General features: G+C 71.8%; 14 protein-coding genes and 1 riboswitch. Of the genes, 9 read left to right on the plus strand and 5 right to left on the minus strand.

Going from position 1 to position 17,320, the window contains the following annotated elements; genetic code table 11:
* Positions 1 to 68 precede the first annotated feature (68 nt).
* On the plus strand, positions 69 to 1,259 hold the full coding sequence (locus tag ACFY2L_RS34420) for a citrate synthase (protein WP_390661878.1): 1,191 nt from the start codon (positions 69 to 71) through the stop codon (positions 1,257 to 1,259).
* 54 nt (positions 1,260 to 1,313) lie between these two features.
* Here ACFY2L_RS34420 and ACFY2L_RS34425 read toward each other — a convergent pair whose 3' ends face one another.
* The 3 genes from ACFY2L_RS34425 to ACFY2L_RS34435 form a co-directional block, all read right to left on the minus strand.
* On the minus strand, positions 1,314 to 1,451 hold the full coding sequence (locus ACFY2L_RS34425) for a hypothetical protein (RefSeq protein ID WP_390661877.1): 138 nt from the start codon (positions 1,449 to 1,451) through the stop codon (positions 1,314 to 1,316).
* Positions 1,452 to 1,458: 7 nt separating this feature from the next.
* Positions 1,459 to 1,698, minus strand: coding sequence for a hypothetical protein (locus tag ACFY2L_RS34430; protein WP_390661876.1), 240 nt, complete (start codon positions 1,696 to 1,698; stop codon positions 1,459 to 1,461).
* Positions 1,699 to 1,964: 266 nt separating this feature from the next.
* Entirely contained in the window at positions 1,965 to 2,522 is a 558-nt protein-coding gene (locus ACFY2L_RS34435; protein ID WP_390824299.1) for a DUF6082 family protein, read from the minus strand.
* 324 nt (positions 2,523 to 2,846) lie between these two features.
* On the opposite strand from ACFY2L_RS34435, the gene ACFY2L_RS34440 reads away from it, so the two are divergent.
* Positions 2,847 to 3,911: a CobW family GTP-binding protein gene (locus tag ACFY2L_RS34440; protein WP_390661874.1), complete on the plus strand. Its 1,065-nt coding sequence runs from the start codon at positions 2,847 to 2,849 to the stop codon at positions 3,909 to 3,911.
* 161 nt (positions 3,912 to 4,072) lie between these two features.
* Here the strand turns inward: ACFY2L_RS34440 and ACFY2L_RS34445 are convergent, their stop codons facing one another.
* Entirely contained in the window at positions 4,073 to 6,526 is a 2,454-nt protein-coding gene (locus ACFY2L_RS34445) for a DNA topoisomerase (ATP-hydrolyzing) subunit A (RefSeq protein ID WP_390824335.1), read from the minus strand.
* 329 nt (positions 6,527 to 6,855) lie between these two features.
* Between ACFY2L_RS34445 and ACFY2L_RS34450 the strand changes: the two genes are divergently transcribed.
* The 4 genes from ACFY2L_RS34450 (at position 6,856) to ACFY2L_RS34465 (ending at position 11,618) form a co-directional block, all read left to right on the plus strand.
* Positions 6,856 to 8,205, plus strand: a complete 1,350-nt coding sequence (locus ACFY2L_RS34450) for a M16 family metallopeptidase (protein ID WP_390661873.1) — start codon at positions 6,856 to 6,858, stop codon at positions 8,203 to 8,205.
* Positions 8,202 to 9,590 (plus strand): M16 family metallopeptidase, encoded by a 1,389-nt coding sequence (locus ACFY2L_RS34455; RefSeq protein WP_390661872.1) that lies wholly within the window; start codon positions 8,202 to 8,204, stop codon positions 9,588 to 9,590. The genes ACFY2L_RS34450 and ACFY2L_RS34455 overlap by 4 nt, the downstream gene beginning before the upstream one ends.
* Positions 9,591 to 9,814: 224 nt before the next feature.
* Positions 9,815 to 9,976, plus strand: a riboswitch (cyclic di-AMP (ydaO/yuaA leader).
* Between the two features lie 14 nt (positions 9,977 to 9,990).
* Entirely contained in the window at positions 9,991 to 10,734 is a 744-nt protein-coding gene (locus tag ACFY2L_RS34460) for a M23 family metallopeptidase (RefSeq protein ID WP_390824300.1), read from the plus strand.
* Between the two features lie 188 nt (positions 10,735 to 10,922).
* Positions 10,923 to 11,618: a GntR family transcriptional regulator gene (locus tag ACFY2L_RS34465; RefSeq protein ID WP_390824301.1), complete on the plus strand. Its 696-nt coding sequence runs from the start codon at positions 10,923 to 10,925 to the stop codon at positions 11,616 to 11,618.
* Positions 11,619 to 11,834: 216 nt separating this feature from the next.
* On the opposite strand, the gene ACFY2L_RS34470 is transcribed toward ACFY2L_RS34465, so the two are convergent.
* Positions 11,835 to 12,116, minus strand: coding sequence for an HPr family phosphocarrier protein (locus ACFY2L_RS34470; protein WP_030021209.1), 282 nt, complete (start codon positions 12,114 to 12,116; stop codon positions 11,835 to 11,837).
* 178 nt (positions 12,117 to 12,294) lie between these two features.
* Between ACFY2L_RS34470 and ACFY2L_RS34475 the strand changes: the two genes are divergently transcribed.
* The 3 genes from ACFY2L_RS34475 (at position 12,295) to ACFY2L_RS34485 (ending at position 17,265) form a co-directional block, all read left to right on the plus strand.
* Positions 12,295 to 15,135 carry a GNAT family N-acetyltransferase gene (locus tag ACFY2L_RS34475; protein WP_390661869.1) on the plus strand — a complete coding sequence of 947 codons (2,841 nt, stop codon included), beginning with the start codon at positions 12,295 to 12,297 and terminating at the stop codon, positions 15,133 to 15,135.
* Positions 15,136 to 15,424: 289 nt separating this feature from the next.
* Positions 15,425 to 16,021, plus strand: coding sequence for a DUF5998 family protein (locus tag ACFY2L_RS34480; RefSeq protein WP_390661964.1), 597 nt, complete (start codon positions 15,425 to 15,427; stop codon positions 16,019 to 16,021).
* Complete coding sequence (locus ACFY2L_RS34485; protein WP_390824302.1) at positions 16,021 to 17,265, plus strand: alkaline phosphatase family protein; 1,245 nt, start codon at positions 16,021 to 16,023, stop codon at positions 17,263 to 17,265. The genes ACFY2L_RS34480 and ACFY2L_RS34485 overlap by 1 nt, the downstream gene beginning before the upstream one ends.
* Positions 17,266 to 17,320 lie beyond the last annotated feature (55 nt).

Raw genomic sequence — 17,320 nt, forward strand, 5'->3', positions numbered from 1 at the left:
TGAGTCAATCAATATTGACAGAGATTTGGTCAAGCATGGACAGTCGAATCAATATCAGGGAGGAAGTCATGACAGTCACCTCGTCCGGCGCCACGTCCGTCAACCCGTCCACTCCCGCGCTCCTCGACGCCCCGCGCGGCCTCGCCGGCGTCGTCGTCGCCGACACGGAGGTCGGTGACGTCCGGGGGCGCGAGGGGTTCTACCACTACCGGCAGTACTCGGCCGTCGACCTGGCACACACCCGCCCCTTCGAGGACGTCTGGCATCTCATGGTCCACGGCGACCTGCCGGACGCACGGCGCAGCGCCGCCTTCGCCGCGGAGACCGCCGCCCTGCGGCGGCTTCCCCGGGCGGTGACGGCGGCCCTGCCCGCCATCGCGGCCGCCGGTGCCGGGGCGAATCCGCTCGCCGGGATGCGGACCGCCCTGTCACTGCTGGGCGCGGAGCACGGCTTCCGGCCCGTGTACGACATCGACGCGGACCGGCGCCGAGCGGACACCGTCGTCGCGGCCGCCGCCGTGCCCACCCTGCTCACCGCGCTGTACCGGCTGGGGAAGGGCCTCGATCCCGTCGAGCCGCGCGAGGACCTGTCGTACGCGGCGAACTACCTCTACATGCTGACCGGCGCCGAGCCCGACGCGGAGCGGGGCCGGGCGGTCGAGCAGTACCTGATCTCCACCATTGACCATGGATTCAATGCATCAACCTTCACGGCCAGGGTGATCGCCTCGACCGGGGCCGACGTGGCCGCGTGCCTGGTGGGGGCGGTGGGCGCGTTGTCGGGGCCACTGCACGGCGGTGCGCCCAGCCGGGCGCTGGACACCCTGGACGCGATCGGCTCCCCCGATCGCATCGACTCCTGGATCCGGGAACGTGTGCTCGCCGGTGAGCGCATCATGGGCTTCGGTCACGCCGTCTACCGCACGGAGGACCCCCGTTCGCGGATGCTCCGCGAGACCGCGCGGCGGTTCGGAGGCGCGCGCGTCGCGTTCGCGGTAGAGGTGGAGCGGCGCGTGGAGTCGATCCTCGCCGAACTGAAGCCGGGCCGTGAGCTGCACACCAACGTGGAGTTCTACGCCGGCGTCGTCATGGAGCTGTGCGGACTGCCCCGCGCGATGTTCACCCCGACCTTCGCGGCGGCCCGGGTGGTGGGCTGGAGCGCCAACATCCTGGAACAGGCGCAGGATTCGAAGATCATCCGCCCTGTGGCGCGGTATGTGGGGCCGGGGGCGCCGGTGGAGGTGCCGAAAGCGGCCTGAAGGGGGCGCGGAAGGTCCGGCACCTCGAGAGGTGCCGGACCGGAGAGGCGCTCGTCACGTGGACTGGTCGGCCTGGCGGCGCGCTTCGGCCTTCGAATGCCGGCGGAGCATCCTGATGCCCACGTAAGCGCCAGTGGCACTGCCGGCCGCGCTGATGACCGCGGCTATGACGAGGATGATGTCTATGCCCATGGGATTCTCACGCGTCCGGGATGTCGGCCTTTGCTCGGATCAACGTTTCGCGGGTGATGACGACGATGCGTTCGTAGTCGGCGCGCGAGGCGTCGGACGGAAGGTCGGGGTCCAGTGAATCCGTGGCGTCCGTGCCGATGACGGCGAAATTCCCGTCGGCAAGCTCGAAAATATCGGGGCAATTCGCTCCGCTTACGCTTCCCCGAGCGCGCGGAGATGCACCGATCCGACGGATGATCTGACTCACTGTCGTTTCCCTTGGTCCAATGGCTTGCGCACGACGACTGCGCGGTGCAAGGCAGGCCCTGTGGGGTGCGCTCGTCATCCGGCGGCGTAGGCGACGGTCTTGGTGGGGTCCTCTACGCGATCAAGCGCGAGTCAACTCCCTGGCAACCCACTCAACTCCCGACTTGACCTGTTCGTTATGGGCCGAGGGTGTGATTCGGCGGAAGGGGGTGCGCGGCCGGGAACGTGAGCCCGTGGTCGTGGGGACGCGTCCGGTGCGCCGGACGTCTACGCGCTCGGAGGCTCTCCGACGACCCACCATTCCTCCGTGTCCGACTCCTCGAGTTGCGTCAGAAGGTCATCCACCATGCGCCCGAGTTCGGCCTCGTCCGAGCCGTCGGCGATCGTGGCGCGCTGATGACTGGTGGCATGCCAGTACTCCCGTACGACGGGATTCTGCAGGATGCCCCGGATGTAACCGAAGAACTCCTCGCGGGAGATATTGCCGATCCGGTAATAGAAGAGCGCGTTCGTGTACAGCGCGTTGGCGTAGATGTACTGACGTCGCTGCTTGGCGGACACCGGCGCTTCGAAGAGGTCCAGCACTTCCGCCAGTTCGGGATCGTCGAGGGCTTTGCTCAGCAGTTCCCAGTGCAACCGCTGCTGGTTGGCCAGGTCGGTGTGCTTCTGGGAGTGGGCGGTCCGCTCCAGGCGCTCCAGTCGTGTGCGAAGCACCTCCAGCGCCTGGCGCTGTGCCGCCATGGCGGCGGCGGCCCCCGCGGTCACGCCGAGGGCCGCCGCGGCGGCCGCGCACAGTCCGCGAACCCCAAACTTCCGTGTGGCCATGTCACATACCCCCGGTCAGGCGGCCGTGCGCCGGTCGTCGGGGTGCGGGTGGAGTGACGGGGACCGGCGAGCGGTGGGCGGCGCTTGCCGCCTCCCAGGGTGCCGAGCGGCTCTGATCGGCGGGGGAGGCGGAGGGGAGGCGCACGGAGGGAAGCGAGGGTCGCACGCCAGGGCGCCTTGCCAGACGTCTGCCCCGCAAGTGCAGCTAACAATCGTTCACTTCGGCGAGGATTCCTCCGGCTCGTATCCTGGGGCGCGTTCCATCCCCGTACGCGCTCCTGGGCCGTGAGCCGGAGTACGCGCAGGTGCCAGAGAGGTCGCACGGTGACGCAGAGCCGCACTCCGCAGCAGATCCCGGTCGTCGTCCTCGCCGGATTCCTCGGCTCCGGCAAGACGACCCTCCTCAACCACCTCCTCCACCGCAGCGGAGGCAGCCGGATCGGCGCCATCGTCAACGACTTCGGGGCGATCGAGATCGACGCCATGGCCGTGGCCGGCGCGCTCGGCGACTCCACCGTCTCCCTCGGCAACGGCTGCCTGTGCTGCGCCGTCGACGCCAGTGAGCTGGACGTCTACCTCGAGCGGCTCGCGCGTCCGTCCGCCGGCATCGACGTCGTCGTCATCGAGGCCAGCGGCCTCGCCGAGCCCCAGGAACTGGTGCGCATGGTGCTCGCCAGCGAGCACCCGGGGATCGTGTACGGCGGGCTCGTCGAGGTCGTCGACGCCGCCGAGTTCGACGAGACCCGTACGAAGCACCCCGAGATCGACCGGCATCTCGCCCTCGCCGATCTGGTCGTGGTGAACAAGCTGGACCGGGCCGCCGACGGCGAGCGGGTCCTCGGGCTCGTCCGGTCGCTCGTCGACCGCGCCGCGGTCGTGCCCGCCGCCTACGGCCGCATCGACCCGGAGTTCCTCTTCGACTGCCGGCCGAGCGAGGAGCGCATCGGGCAGCTGTCCTTCGACGACCTGCACGAGCACGACGAGGGCGAGGAGCACGCCGAGCACCTGCACACCGCCTACGACAGCCTCTCGTTCACCTCGGGGACGCCCATGGACCCACGTCGCTTGATGGCGTTCCTCGACAGCAGGCCCCAGGGGCTGTACCGGATCAAGGGATACGTCGACTTCGGAGCCCACGACACGCGCAACCGCTACGCCGTGCACGCCGTGGGGCGCTTCCTGCGGTTCCGTCCGGAGCCCTGGCCCCTCGCCGGCCCGCGCCTGACGCAGCTCGTCCTCATCGGCTCCGGCATCGACGCACCCGCCCTGGACAAGGAGCTGGAGGGGTGCAGGAGCGACGCCCCACACGCCGACGAACACGCCATGTGGGGCGTCCTGCGCTACGTACGGGATCCGGATGACGCGATGGATCCCGGGGAAGTGGCCTAGGGGGTGTTTCGAGAGTCCCGCACAGCACCCGCGGCGCCCGGCACGCACCCTCGCCGCACCGGCCGAAGACCCAAGTAGCTCCGCTACGAGGGCCTTCGTCCGGCACGCCGAGGGCACGCACCGGACACCGCGGGCACCGCACAGGACTTTCGAAACACCCCCTAGACCGGTCCGGCCACCACGCCCACCGTCTTCGCCAGCGAGACGCCCGAGCCGTCGCGCCGCGGGTCCATCTCCGGCAGCTCCGCGGGCATGCCGTTCTTCTGCGCCGCCTTCGCCGGGGCAGGGCCCGCCCAGGCGAAGGACAGGCAGTCCTCGCCCTTCAGGAACCGCTGGCAGCGCACGCCGCCGGTCGCGCGGCCCTTGCGCGGGTACTGGTCGAAGGGCGTCAGCTTGGCGGTCGTCTGCACGGAGTCGTCCAGCGTGCCGCGCGAGCCCGCGACCGTGAAGACCACCGCGTCCGCCGCCGGGTCCACCGCCGTGAACGAGATCACCTTCGCGCCGTCGGCGAGCTTGATGCCGGTCATGCCACCCGCCGGACGGCCCTGCGGGCGCACCTGCGCGGCCTGGTAGCGCAGCAGCTGGGCGTCGTCGGTGATGAAGACCAGGTCCTCCTCGCCGGTGCGCAGCTCGACCGCGCCGACGATCCGGTCGCCCTCCTTGAGGGTGATGACCTCCAGCTCGCCCTTGTTCGACGGGTAGTCGGGCACCACCCGCTTGACCACACCCTGTTCCGTGCCGAGCGCCAGCCCCGGCGACGACTCGTCGAGCGTGATCAGGCAGACCACCGTCTCGTCACCCTCCAGGGAGACGAACTCCGTCAGCGGGGCACCGCCCGACAGGTTCGGTGCCGAGGCCGTGTCCGGGAGCTGAGGCAGGTCGACGACGTTGATCCGCAGCAGCCGGCCCGTCGAGGTGACCGCGCCGATCTCCCCGCGCGCGGTGGCCGGCACCGCCGAGACGATCACGTCGTGCTTGGTGCGCTTGCCGTCCGCGTCCTCGGCGAAGGGATCCCCGTTCGCCGTGCGGGCCAGCAGGCCCGTGGACGACAGCAGGACCCGGCACGGGTCGTCCGCGACCTGGAGCGGAACGGCGGCGGGGGTGCCCGACGACTCCAGCAGGACCGTACGCCGCTCGGTGGCGAACTTCTTGGCCACCGCGGCCAGTTCGGACGAGACCAGCTTGCGCAGCTCCGCGTCCGAGTCCAGGATCCGGGTCAGCTCCGCGATCTCCGCGTTGAGCCTCTCCTTCTCCGCCTCCAGCTCGATCCGGTCGTACTTGGTGAGGCGGCGCAGCGGAGTGTCGAGGATGTACTGGGTCTGGATCTCCGACAGGGAGAAGCGCTCCATCAGGCGCTCCTTGGCCTGCGCGCTGTTCTCGCTGGAGCGGATCAGCCGGATGACCTCGTCGATGTCGACGAGCGCCGTCAGCAGGCCCTCGACCAGGTGCAGCCGGTCGCGGCGCTTGCCGCGGCGGAACTCGCTGCGCCGGCGGACCACGTCGAAGCGGTGGTCGAGGTAGACCTCCAGGAGCTCCTTGAGGCCCAGCGTGAGCGGCTGGCCGTCCACCAGCGCCACGTTGTTGATGCCGAAGGACTCCTCCATCGGCGTCAGCTTGTACAGCTGCTCCAGGACCGCCTCCGGTACGAAGCCGTTCTTGATCTCGATGACCAGGCGCAGGCCGTGCTCACGGTCGGTGAGGTCCTTGACGTCGGCGATGCCCTGGATCTTCTTCGAGCCCACCAGATCCTTGATCTTGGCGATGACCTTCTCGGGACCGACCGTGAACGGCAGTTCGGTGACGACCAGGCCCTTGCGGCGGGCCGTCACCGTCTCCACCGAGACCGTGGCACGGATCTTGAACGTGCCGCGGCCCGACTCGTACGCGTCCCGGATGCCGGAGAGGCCGACGATCCGGCCGCCGGTGGGCAGGTCGGGGCCCGGGACGTACTTCATCAGGGCTTCCAGATCCGCGTTCGGGTGGCGGATCAGGTGGCGGGCGGCCGCGATGACCTCGCCGAGGTTGTGCGGCGGCATGTTCGTGGCCATACCGACGGCGATCCCGGACGCGCCGTTGACCAGCAGGTTCGGGAAGGCGGCGGGCAGCGCCACCGGCTCCCGCTCCTGGCCGTCGTAGTTCGGCGCGAAGTCGACGGTGTCCTCGTCGATCGACTCCGTCATCAGGCTCGTCGCCGCGGCCTGCCGGCACTCGGTGTACCGCATGGCGGCCGGCGGGTCGTCGTTGCCCAGCGAACCGAAGTTGCCGTGGCCGTCGACCAGCGGCACGCGCATGGAGAAGGGCTGCGCCATGCGCACCAGGGCGTCGTAGATCGACGCGTCGCCGTGCGGGTGCAGCTTGCCCATGACCTCGCCGACCACGCGCGCGCACTTCACATAGCCGCGGTCGGGGCGCAGCCCCATCTCGTTCATCTGGTAGACGATGCGGCGGTGCACCGGCTTGAGACCGTCGCGGGCGTCGGGCAGGGCTCGGGAGTAGATGACCGAGTACGCGTACTCGAGGAAGGAGCCCTGCATCTCGTCGACGACGTCGATGTCGAGGATCCGCTCCTCGTACGAGTCGTCGGGCGGCGGGGTCTTCGTGCTGCGGCGGGCCATCGCTGCCGGCTCCTTGCTCAAGCGTGGGACGGTATCTGACGCGGACCATTGTGGACCGTGGCACTGACAGGCCGGGCTCAGGACCCGGTTTCGACCGCCGGGCCCGGAGGGCAGGCGGTCCGTGAGGGCTGCCGGCCCGGTGCGGGGGGCCGCCTCCCATGATTGCCCGCAGGGTACGCCATCACCGCCCGCGTCCCCGCTCCCGGTTTCTCGCTCTCGGCGTACGGCCTCCGGGAACTTCGCCGACCGACCGCACGCTTGCATACAGTGACAGGACCGGCAGGAAACGCGCGGTTTCCACGACCGCGTCCGCGATCGGAAGGACGTACATGCCCATGGGTCACACGGCCACAGCCCAGGCAGGCTCCGGGGGCCTGACAGCGACCGAGCACCGCCTGGCCAACGGCCTGCGCGTGGTGCTCTCCGAGGACCACCTGACCCCCGTCGCGGCGGTGTGCCTCTGGTACGACGTCGGCTCGCGCCACGAAGTCAAGGGCCGTACCGGCCTGGCTCACCTTTTCGAGCACCTCATGTTCCAGGGCTCCGCCCAGGTCAAGGGCAACGGCCACTTCGAGCTGGTCCAGGGCGCCGGAGGCTCCCTCAACGGCACCACCAGCTTCGAGCGCACCAACTACTTCGAGACCATGCCGGCCCACCAGCTGGAGCTCGCCCTCTGGCTGGAGGCCGACCGCATGGGCTCCCTGCTGGCCGCCCTGGACGACGAGTCCATGGAGAACCAGCGCGACGTGGTGAAGAACGAGCGCCGCCAGCGCTACGACAACGTTCCGTACGGCACCGCCTTCGAGAAGCTCACCGCCCTCGCCTACCCGGAGGGCCACCCCTACCACCACACGCCGATCGGTTCGATGGCCGACCTGGACGCGGCGACCCTGGAGGACGCGCGCGCGTTCTTCCGCACGTACTACGCGCCCAACAACGCCGTCCTGTCGGTCGTCGGCGACATCGACCCCGAGCAGACGCTCGCCTGGATCGAGAAGTACTTCGGTTCCATCCCCGGCCACGACGGCAAGCCCGAGCCGCGCGACGGCTCCCTGCCCGAGGTCATCGGCGAGCAGCTGCGCGAGGTCGTCGAGGAGGAGGTCCCGGCCCGCGCCCTGATGGCCGCCTACCGCCTGCCGAACGACGGCACGCGCGCGTGCGACGCGGTCGACCTGGCGCTCACCGTCCTCGGCGGCGGCGAGTCCTCCCGCCTCTACAACCGGCTGGTGCGCCGCGACCGTACGGCCGTCGCGGCCGGCTTCGGGCTGCTGCGGCTCGCCGGGGCGCCCTCCCTGGGCTGGCTGGACGTGAAGACGTCCGGGGACGTCGAGGTGCCCGTCATCGAGGCGGCCATCGACGAGGAGCTCGCCCGGTTCGCCGAGGAGGGCCCGACCGCCGAGGAAATGGAGCGCGCTCAGGCGCAGTTGGAGCGGGAGTGGCTCGACCGGCTCGGCACCGTCGCCGGCCGTGCCGACGAACTGTGCCGGTTCGCCGTCCTGTTCGGCGACCCGCAGCTCGCGCTCACCGCCGTCCAGCGCGTGCTGGACGTGACGCCCGAGGAGGTGCGGGAGGTCGCCAAGGCCCGCCTGCGCCCCGACAACCGCGCGGTGCTCGTCTACGAGCCGACCGCCCCCGAAGCCCCCGCCGACCAGGACGAGAACGAGGAGGCGGCCCAGTGACCGAGCTCGCCACGATGGACTTCCACCCCCAGCCCAGGGCGGGCGAGGCCAAGCCGTGGGCGTTCCCCGCACCCGAGCGCGCGACGCTGGACAACGGCCTGACCGTTCTGCACTGCCACCGCCCCGGCCAGCAGGTCGTCGCCGTCGAGGTCCTCCTCGACGCGCCCCTGGACGCCGAACCGGCCGGCCTGGACGGCGTCGCCACGATCATGGCGCGCGCCTTCTCCGAGGGCACCGACAAGCACTCGGCGGAGGAGTTCGCCGCCGAGCTGGAGCGCTGCGGAGCCACCCTCGACGCGCACGCCGACCACCCCGGTGTCCGCCTCAGCCTGGAGGTGCCCGCCTCCCGCCTGCCCAAGGCGCTCGGCCTGATCGCCGACGCCCTGCGCGCGCCCGCGTTCGCCGACAGCGAGGTCGAGCGCCTCGTCCGCAACCGTCTGGACGAGATCCCGCACGAGCTGGCCAATCCCTCCCGCCGTGCCGCCAAGGAGCTCTCCAAGGAGCTCTTCCCGGCGAGCGCGCGCATGTCGCGCCCCCGCCAGGGCACCGCGGACACCGTCGAGAAGATCGACTCCGCTGCCGTACGGGCCTTCTACGAGAGGCACGTCCGGCCGGCCACGGCCACCGCGGTGGTCGTCGGCGACCTGACGGGCGTCGACCTGGCCGCGCTCCTCGGCGACACCCTGGGCGCCTGGACGGGCTCCTCGGCCCAGCCGCGGCCCGTCCCGCCGGTGACCGCCGACGACACCGGCCGTGTGGTCATCGTGGACCGCCCCGGCGCCGTCCAGACGCAGCTGCTCATCGGCCGTATCGGCGCCGACCGGCACGCGCGCGTGTGGCCCGCGCAGGTGCTCGGCACGTACTGCCTCGGCGGCACCCTCACCTCCCGCCTGGACCGCGTCCTGCGCGAGGAGAAGGGCTACACGTACGGGGTGCGCGCCTTCGGGCAGGTGCTCCGGTCCGCGCCGGACGGTTCGGGCGCCGCGATGCTGGCCATCAGCGGCTCCGTCGACACGCCGAACACCGGTCCCGCCCTGGACGATCTGTGGAAGGTGCTGCGCACCCTCGCCGCCGAGGGTCTGACGGACGCCGAGCGCGATGTCGCCGTGCAGAACCTGGTGGGCGTGGCGCCGCTGAAGTACGAGACCGCCGCGGCCGTCGCGAGCACCCTGGCCGACCAGGTGGAGCAGCATCTGCCGGACGACTACCAGGCCACGCTGTACCAGCAGCTCGCCGCGACCGGCACGGTCGAGGCCACCGCCGCGGCCGTGAGCGCCTTCCCGGTGGACCGTCTGGTGACCGTCCTCGTCGGTGACGCCGCCCAGATCAAGGAGGCCGTCGAGGCGCTCGGCATCGGCGAGGTGAAGGTCGTCCCGGCGGAGTAGGGACGACCGGGCCCGCGGCCGCCGAGGCCAACGGCACACGCGCGTACGGGCCCTGGCGGACGGCGACGGCCGCCAGGGCCGCAAGATGTCCGAATTGAGGCAGAGGTTGCCTGTCTGCACTGTGGGATGCGCTACAAAAACCCTGATCCGTTTGAGGATTGAAAGCGGCGCCGCATAGCTTCATGCGGGCTGTTCGTCAGGCAGTGCGCCGCACCCGCGGCACCGGACAGTCATCGCCGAGTCCCCGTACGGCGCGAGCCAGGGGAGCCGGGGACCCATGAAGTCCCTGGGGTGAATCGGACGCCCGCGCGAACGCGAGGGGGCCCGTAGGAGACCTTCCTGCTCCGAACCCGTCAGCTAACCCGGTAGGCGAGAAGGAAGGAAAGGACCGCTCGACTTCATGGCGTTCACCTGCGCCACCGGCAAGCACCGTCGCCCCAGCCGGATGCAGCGCACCACCGCGCGCGCGGCGAGCGTCGCGGCGCTCACCACCACCGGTGTCATGGCCACCGTCGCCTCCGCCCCGGCCTTCGCCGCCGAGCCCACGCCCGAGGAGACGGGACTGATCCCCGTCGTCACCGCCGGCGAGTCCGTCGCCGAACAGATCGACGACCAGGTCGCCGTCCAGAAGAAGGCCGCCTTCGAGGAGGCCGCACGCGTGGCCGCCGCCAAGAAGGCCGCGGAGGAGCGCGAGGCACGTGTGCGCGCCGCCCGCGAGGCCGAGCGCAAGCGCCTGAACGCCTTCGTGCTGCCGATCACCGGTTCCTACGTCTCCACCGGCTACCAGGCCGGCAGTTCGCTGTGGTCCTCCGGCAGCCACACCGGCATCGACTTCCACGCCGCCAGCGGCACGCCCGTGCACGCGGTCGGCCTGGGCACCGTCGTCGAGGCGGGCTGGGGCGGGGCGTACGGCAACCAGGTCGTCATCAAGATGAACGACGGCACCTACACCCAGTACGGTCACCTGTCCTCCATCGGGGTCTCCGTGGGGCAGCAGGTCACCCCCGGGCAGCAGATCGGCCTGTCCGGCGCGACCGGCAACGTCACCGGCCCGCATCTGCACTTCGAGGCCCGCACCACGGCGGAGTACGGCTCGGACATCGACCCGGTCGCCTACCTCCGCAAGCACGGCGTGAACGTCTGACGACACACGGCGACAGACCGTCCAGCCCCGGCCCGCGCGGCCGGGGCTTTCGCCGTTTACGACCCCCCGCTGTCCAAAAAATATCCCTGGATTCCGGTCCGCCATCGGAAATTCCGGCTCATTGCAATAGAGTCACGGAACACACGTCAATCGTCGACGTTTCACGGGGATTAAGGCGGAGGTCGGTCATGCGTATTCCGGCGCACTCGGTGTGCACGGCCATCCGGGACGACATCGTCGCGGGTGTCTACGAGCGTGGCAGCCGCCTCACCGAGGAACTCCTCGCCCGCCGCTACGGAGTTTCCCGCGTCCCCGTCCGGGAGGCACTGCGCACCCTGGAGGCCGAGGGGTTCGTCGTCACCCGGCGGCACGCGGGCGCGTGCGTCGCGGAGCCGACCGAGCAGGAGGCGGCCGACCTGCTGGAGATGCGCATGCTCCTGGAGCCGCTCGGCGCCGCGCGGGCCGCCCAGCGCCGCACCGAGGCCCATCTGAAGGTGCTGCGCGGTCTGGTCCGGCTGGGCCAGGAGCGGGCCAGGAGGGGCAACAGCGAGGATCTGCGCTCCCTGGGCGGCTGGTTCCACGAGACGCTCGCCCAGGCCTCCGGAAGCCAGGCCCTGACGTCGATGCTCACCCAGCTGCGCCACAAGATCGCCTGGATGTACGCCGTGGAGGCGCCGGCCAACCCCGCGGAGTCCTGGGCCGAACACGGCGCCATCGTGGACGCGGTGGCGCGCGGCGACCAGGAGCGCGCGCGGACGGTCACGGCCCTGCACACCGAGCGGGCGACGGCGGCGCACCGGCTGCGTTTCTCCGGCGGAGCGGACCGCGCGGACCGTGTGAGGACTTCGCAACCTCCCGTAAACATGACGGGGCTGCGGCATTAACACGGGGGCCGTATACAAAGAAGGGATATTCGGCGGAGAGGTATTTCCGCTGCCCTTTTCCGTGCGCGCCCGGAATTCTCGGTGGCGCGCTCTTCGTGTGCCCGGGGGCGGGTTTCCGGTTATGCCGCCGGTAATTCCACAGGGGTGCCGCGAAAATCCGTGCGAGAAACGGCGAAGCCGCGCCACCCGAGAGGGTGACGCGGCTTCGCGCGTGACTCAGACGGTCTCGGGGAGTTCCTCGAGACCCTCGGCGACCAGCTTCGCCAGCCGGTCGAGGGCGGCGTCCGCACCCTCGGCGTCGGAGGCGAGGACGATCTCCTCGCCCCCCTGGGCGCCGAGGCCGAGGACGGCCAGCATGGAGGCCGCGTTGACGGGGTTGCCGTCAGCCTTGGCGATCGTCACCGGGACGCCTGCGGCCGTGGCGGCTCGGACGAAGATGGAGGCGGGGCGGGCGTGGAGGCCCTCGGCCCAGCCGACGTTGACGCGGCGCTCAGCCATGTGTTGCTGCCCTTCGGTGTTCAGGTTGTCTAGACCAGTGTTCCACACGTGAAGCGTGGGAGGAACGGGTCGAACGGCCGTCCCTCGGGCGGTCGCCGGATCGCGGCCTCGATCCGGCGACCGTCCTCCCACAGACTGCCTCGCGCCGTTGTCGGACGCGAGCCGTACTCTGGGCCCCATGCAGAGCGCCTCGGACCGGCACGAGTACCCCGCCCACTGGGAGGCCGACGTGGTGCTGCGCGACGGCGGCACCGCGCGCATCCGCCCCATCACCGTCGATGACGCCGAGCGCCTGGTCAGCTTCTACGAGCAGGTGTCGGACGAGTCGAAGTACTACCGCTTCTTCGCGCCCTACCCGCGACTGTCCGCCAAGGACGTCCACCGCTTCACGCACCACGACTTTGTGGACAGGGTGGGACTCGCGGCCACGGTCGGCGGCGAGTTCATCGCAACCGTACGCTACGACCGCATTGGCGCCGACGGCATGGCCGCCTCCGCGCCCGCCGACGAGGCCGAGGTCGCCTTCCTCGTCCAGGACGCCCACCAGGGGCGCGGCGTCGCCTCCGCCCTCCTCGAACACATCGCGGCCGTCGCGCGCGAGCGCGGCATCCGCCGGTTCGCCGCCGAGGTGCTCCCCGCCAACAACAAGATGATCAAGGTGTTCACGGACGCCGGCTACACCCAGCAGCGCAGCTTCGAGGACGGCGTCGTCCGCCTGGAGTTCGACCTCGAACCCACCGAACGCTCCCTGGCCGTGCAGCGCGCGCGGGAACAGCGCGCCGAGTCCCACTCCGTACGGCGCCTGCTGGCGCCCGGCTCCGTCGCCGTGATCGGCACCGGACGCGCCCCCGGCGGCGTCGGCCGCAGCGTCCTCGGCAACCTCCGGCAGGCCGGCTTCACCGGACCCCTGTTCGCCGTGAACCGGGCGTTCCCCGAAGACCTCAAGGAGCTCGACGGGGTCCCCGCCCACCGCTCCGTGCGCGACATACCCGGCCCCGTCGACCTCGCGATCGTCGCCGTACCCGCCGAGCACGTGCCCGAGGTCGTCACCGAGTGCGGCGAACACGGCGTCCAGGGACTCCTGGTCCTGTCCGCCGGGTACGCCGAGAGCGGCCCCGACGGGCGCGAGCGCCAGCGCGCACTCGTACGGCACGCACGCGCGTACGGCATGCGGATCGTCGGCCCCAACGCCTTCGGCCTCATCAACACCTCCCCACAGGTGCGGCTCAACGCCTCGCTCGCCCCGGAGATGCCGCGCCCCGGCCGCATCGGCCTGTTCGCCCAGTCCGGCGCCATCGGCATCGCCCTGCTGTCCCGCCTGCACCGCCGCGGCGGAGGCGTCACCGGTGTCACCGGCGTGTCCACCTTCGTCTCCTCCGGCAACCGCGCGGACGTCTCCGGCAACGACGTCCTGCAGTACTGGTACGACGACCCGGACACCGATGTCGCCCTGATGTACCTGGAGTCCATCGGCAACCCGCGCAAGTTCACCCGCCTCGCGCGGCGTACCGCCGCGGCCAAGCCCCTGGTGGTCGTCCAGGGCTCCGGCTCCGCCCCGCAGGGCCACGCCGTCCGCGCGACCCGGCTCCCGCACGCCACGGTCTCGGCGCTGCTGCGCCAGGCCGGCGTGATCCGCGTCGACACCATCACCGAACTGGTCGACGCGGGGCTGCTGCTCGCCCGCCAGCCCCTGCCGACCGGGCCCCGGGTGGCGATCCTGGGCAACTCCGAGTCGCTGGGACTGCTGACCTACGACGCCTGTCTGTCCGAGGGCCTGCGCCCGCTGCCGCCGCTGGACCTCACCACGGAGGCGTCGGCCGAGGACTTCCACGCGGCGCTCGCCCGGGCGCTGGCCGACGAGACCTGCGACGCGGTCGTGGTGACGGCGATACCGGCGATCGGCGAGGCCTCGCCGAGCGACGCGGCGCTCGCCGAGGCACTGCGCTCGGCCGCGGCCGCGGCCCCCGCCAAGCCGGTGCTCGTCGTCCACGTGGAACTGGGCGGTCTCGCGGCCGCCCTGTCCGCCGCCACGAGCACCGCACCGCGCTCCGGCGCGGCCGCACGCGCGCGCGGCGCGACGCCGGACGGAGGGACGCAGCCGCCGGCCGCCGGCGACACCCCCGAGGGACCCGCCGCCGTCGCGGCCCCCGAGGGTGCCCACCTCATCCCGGCCTACCCCGCCGCCGAGCGGGCCGTGCGCGCCCTCGCCGAAGCGGTGAAGTACGCGCAATGGCGCCGCGAGGCCGCCGACCCCGGCAAGGTGCCCGAGTACGAGGACATCGACGAGAAGGGCGCCGCCCGGCTGATCGAGGGGCTCCTCTCGCGCGGCCAGGGCCTCACCCTCGGCACCGAGGAGACCTGCGAGCTGCTCGGCCACTACGGCGTCCACACCCGCCGGGCCCTCCCCGCGCCCACCCCCGACGACGCGGTGCGGGCCGCCGGCACCCTCGGCTACCCCGTAGCCCTCAAGGCCACCGCCCCGCACCTGCGGCACCGCGCCGACCTGGGCGGCGTACGCCTCGACCTCGCCGACGAAGAGCAACTGCGGCGGGCGTACGCCGAGTTGACCGAGCTGTTCGGGAAGCCGGAGGAACTCCGTCCGGTCGTCCAGGCGATGGCCCCGCGCGGGGTCGACACGGTCGTCCGCGCGGTCATCGACCCGGCGGCCGGTGCCGTCCTGTCCTTCGGGGTCGCCGGGGCGGCCTCCCAGCTGCTCGGCGACATGGCCCACCGGCTGGTCCCGGTCACCGACCGCGACGCGACGTCCCTGATCCGCTCGATCCGCACCGCTCCCCTCCTCTTCGGCTGGCGCGGCTCCACCCCCGTCGACACCCCCGCCCTGGAGGAACTCCTCCTGCGTGTCTCCCGCCTGGTCGACGACCACCCGGAGGTCGTCGCGGTCACCCTGGAGCCGGTCGTCGTCGCCCCGCACGGTCTGAGCGTGCTCGGCGCCTCGGTCCGCCTCGCCCCGCCCCCGGCCCGCGACGATCTCGGCCCGCGGACCCTGCCGGCGTACTGAACGACGCTGCCGGTGATCGCCCCCGGCCCGGACGGGGGCGGTACCGGGCAGGTGCCCCGCCTCGTGGCCGCGGAACGTCCGGAGACCCCCCCCAGGAGCCCGTCCCGGGGCACCGGCGCGAGGACGCGGCGCCCGGTCGGAGGTCCGCCCCGTGGCTGCGGCCGCCCGGCCTTCCGGATCCGCCTCGTGGGCGCGGATCCGCAGGGGCGACGGGACCGGCCCCGGGCATGCCGACGGAGGCGGGGAAGCACCCGCGAGCGGTGCCTCGCAGTCAGTGGGTCCCCGTAGGATGGACGGCATGGCCAAGACCAGTACGACGACCCAGGGGCTGCGCGCGGCGATCGAGCGGAGCGGCTACTACCCGGCCCTCGTGGCCGAGGCGGTGGAGGCCGCTGTGGGCGGCGAGCCCATCCGGTCGTACCTGGTTCACCAGGAGACCACGTTCGACCAGAACGAGGTGCGCCGGCATGTGACGGTGCTGGTCCTCACCGGCAACCGCTTCATCGTCAGCCACACCGACGAGCAGGCCGCCGACACCACCTCCCCGACGCCGTACGCCACGACCTCCACGGAGTCCGTGAAGCTCGGCCGGATCTCCTCGGTCGTCGTCAGCCGCGTGGTCGCCAACCCCGAGTCGTACACGCCGGGCACCCTGCCGCGCGAGGTGGTGCTCACCATCGGCTGGGGCGCCGTCTCCCGCATCGACCTGGAGCCGGCCGCCTGCGGCGACCCCAACTGCGACGCCGACCACGGCTACACGGGCAACTCGACGGCGGACGACCTCAGCCTGCGCGTCAGCGAGGCGGGCGACGGCCCGGAGACGGTGCGCCAGGCGCTCGCCTTCGCCCAGGCGCTCTCCGAGGCGACCGCGGACCTGTCCCGCTGATGTCCCACCCGTCGCCCCCCGCCGCCCATGACCGAGGGCGCCCCGCCGATCCCGCCCCCGCCGAGTCCGCCTGGGACGACGTGGAGTTCCTCGACGTGTCCTCCGCCCCCGTCCCCGCATACGGCTCCGGCTCCCTCGCCGACCTGCTGCCCACGCTGGCCGCGGGCCTCGGCGTACCCGGTATGACCGCGGCGATCCCGGAGCTCACCCCGGCCGACCGCAACTGCGTCTTCCTGATCGACGGCCTCGGCTGGGAGCAGATCAAGGCCCACCCGGACGAGGCGCCGTACCTGCACGCCCTCCTCGGCGGCTCGCGCGGCGGCACCGGACGCCCGCTCACCGCCGGCTACCCGGCGACCACCGCTACCTCCCTCGCCTCCGTCGGCACCGGTCTCCCGCCGGGCGCCCACGGACTGCCCGGCTACACCGTCCGCAACCCGGCCACCGGCGAGCTGATGAACCAGCTCCGGTGGCAGCCGTGGACCGCGCCGGGCCCCTGGCAGCCGTACCCGACGGTCTTCCAGCTCGCCGACGCCGCCGGTGTGCACGCCGCGCAGGTCTCGTCGCCCGCGTTCCAGAACACCCCGCTGACGAAGGTCGCGCTCAGCGGCGGAACGTTTCACGGGCGGCTGACCGGCGAGGAACGCATGGACCTCGCCGCCGAGCAGCTCGCCGCCGGCGACCGCTCCCTGGTCTACACGTACTACGCCGAACTGGACGGCGCGGGCCACCGCTACGGCCTCGCCTCCGACACCTGGCGCGGCCAGCTCATGTACGTGGACCGGCTCGTCCAGCGCCTGGCCGAGCAGCTGCCCCCGCGCAGCGCGCTCTACGTCACCGCCGACCACGGCATGGTCGACGTGCCCTTCGACGAGCAGCACCGCATCGACTTCGACGAGGACTGGGAGCTGCGCGCCGGAGTCGCCCTGCTGGGCGGCGAGGGCCGCGCCCGCCACGTCTACGCGGTACCGGGCGCCGAGAACGACGTGCTGACCTGCTGGCGCGAGGTGCTGGGCGAGCAGTTCTGGGTGGCCTCGCGGGACGAGGCGATCGCCGCGGGCTGGTTCGGGCCGCAGATCGACGAACGCGTGTACCACCGCCTCGGCGACGTGATCGCGGCCGCCCGGGACGACGTCCTGATCATCGCCTCCGAGCGGGAGCCCAAGGAGTCGGCCATGGTCGGCAACCACGGCTCCATGACCCCTGCCGAGCAGCTCGTCCCCCTGCTCGAAGTACGCTCCTGAAGCCAGGCCCCCGCTGTCCTCGTCCTCTCCCCACTCACCGAAAGGTGCTCACCTC

The sequence above is a fragment of the Streptomyces sp. NPDC001381 genome (assembly GCF_042895685.1).
Lineage (GTDB): Bacteria > Actinomycetota > Actinomycetes > Streptomycetales > Streptomycetaceae > Streptomyces.

Excerpts from the sequence above, each read along its gene's own strand:
- ACFY2L_RS34420 (WP_390661878.1), top strand. The coding sequence starts at position 69 with ATGACAGTCACCTCGTCCGGCGCCACGTCCGTCAACCCGTCCACTCCC.
- ACFY2L_RS34425 (WP_390661877.1), bottom strand. The coding sequence starts at position 1,451 with ATGGGCATAGACATCATCCTCGTCATAGCCGCGGTCATCAGCGCGGCC.
- ACFY2L_RS34435 (WP_390824299.1), bottom strand. The coding sequence starts at position 2,522 with ATGGCCACACGGAAGTTTGGGGTTCGCGGACTGTGCGCGGCCGCCGCG.
- ACFY2L_RS34445 (WP_390824335.1), bottom strand. The coding sequence starts at position 6,526 with ATGGCCCGCCGCAGCACGAAGACCCCGCCGCCCGACGACTCGTACGAG.
- ACFY2L_RS34450 (WP_390661873.1), top strand. The coding sequence starts at position 6,856 with ATGCCCATGGGTCACACGGCCACAGCCCAGGCAGGCTCCGGGGGCCTG.
- ACFY2L_RS34460 (WP_390824300.1), top strand. The coding sequence starts at position 9,991 with ATGGCGTTCACCTGCGCCACCGGCAAGCACCGTCGCCCCAGCCGGATG.
- ACFY2L_RS34465 (WP_390824301.1), top strand. The coding sequence starts at position 10,923 with ATGCGTATTCCGGCGCACTCGGTGTGCACGGCCATCCGGGACGACATC.
- ACFY2L_RS34470 (WP_030021209.1), bottom strand. The coding sequence starts at position 12,116 with ATGGCTGAGCGCCGCGTCAACGTCGGCTGGGCCGAGGGCCTCCACGCC.
- ACFY2L_RS34475 (WP_390661869.1), top strand. The coding sequence starts at position 12,295 with ATGCAGAGCGCCTCGGACCGGCACGAGTACCCCGCCCACTGGGAGGCC.
- ACFY2L_RS34480 (WP_390661964.1), top strand. The coding sequence starts at position 15,425 with ATGGACGGCATGGCCAAGACCAGTACGACGACCCAGGGGCTGCGCGCG.
- ACFY2L_RS34485 (WP_390824302.1), top strand. The coding sequence starts at position 16,021 with ATGTCCCACCCGTCGCCCCCCGCCGCCCATGACCGAGGGCGCCCCGCC.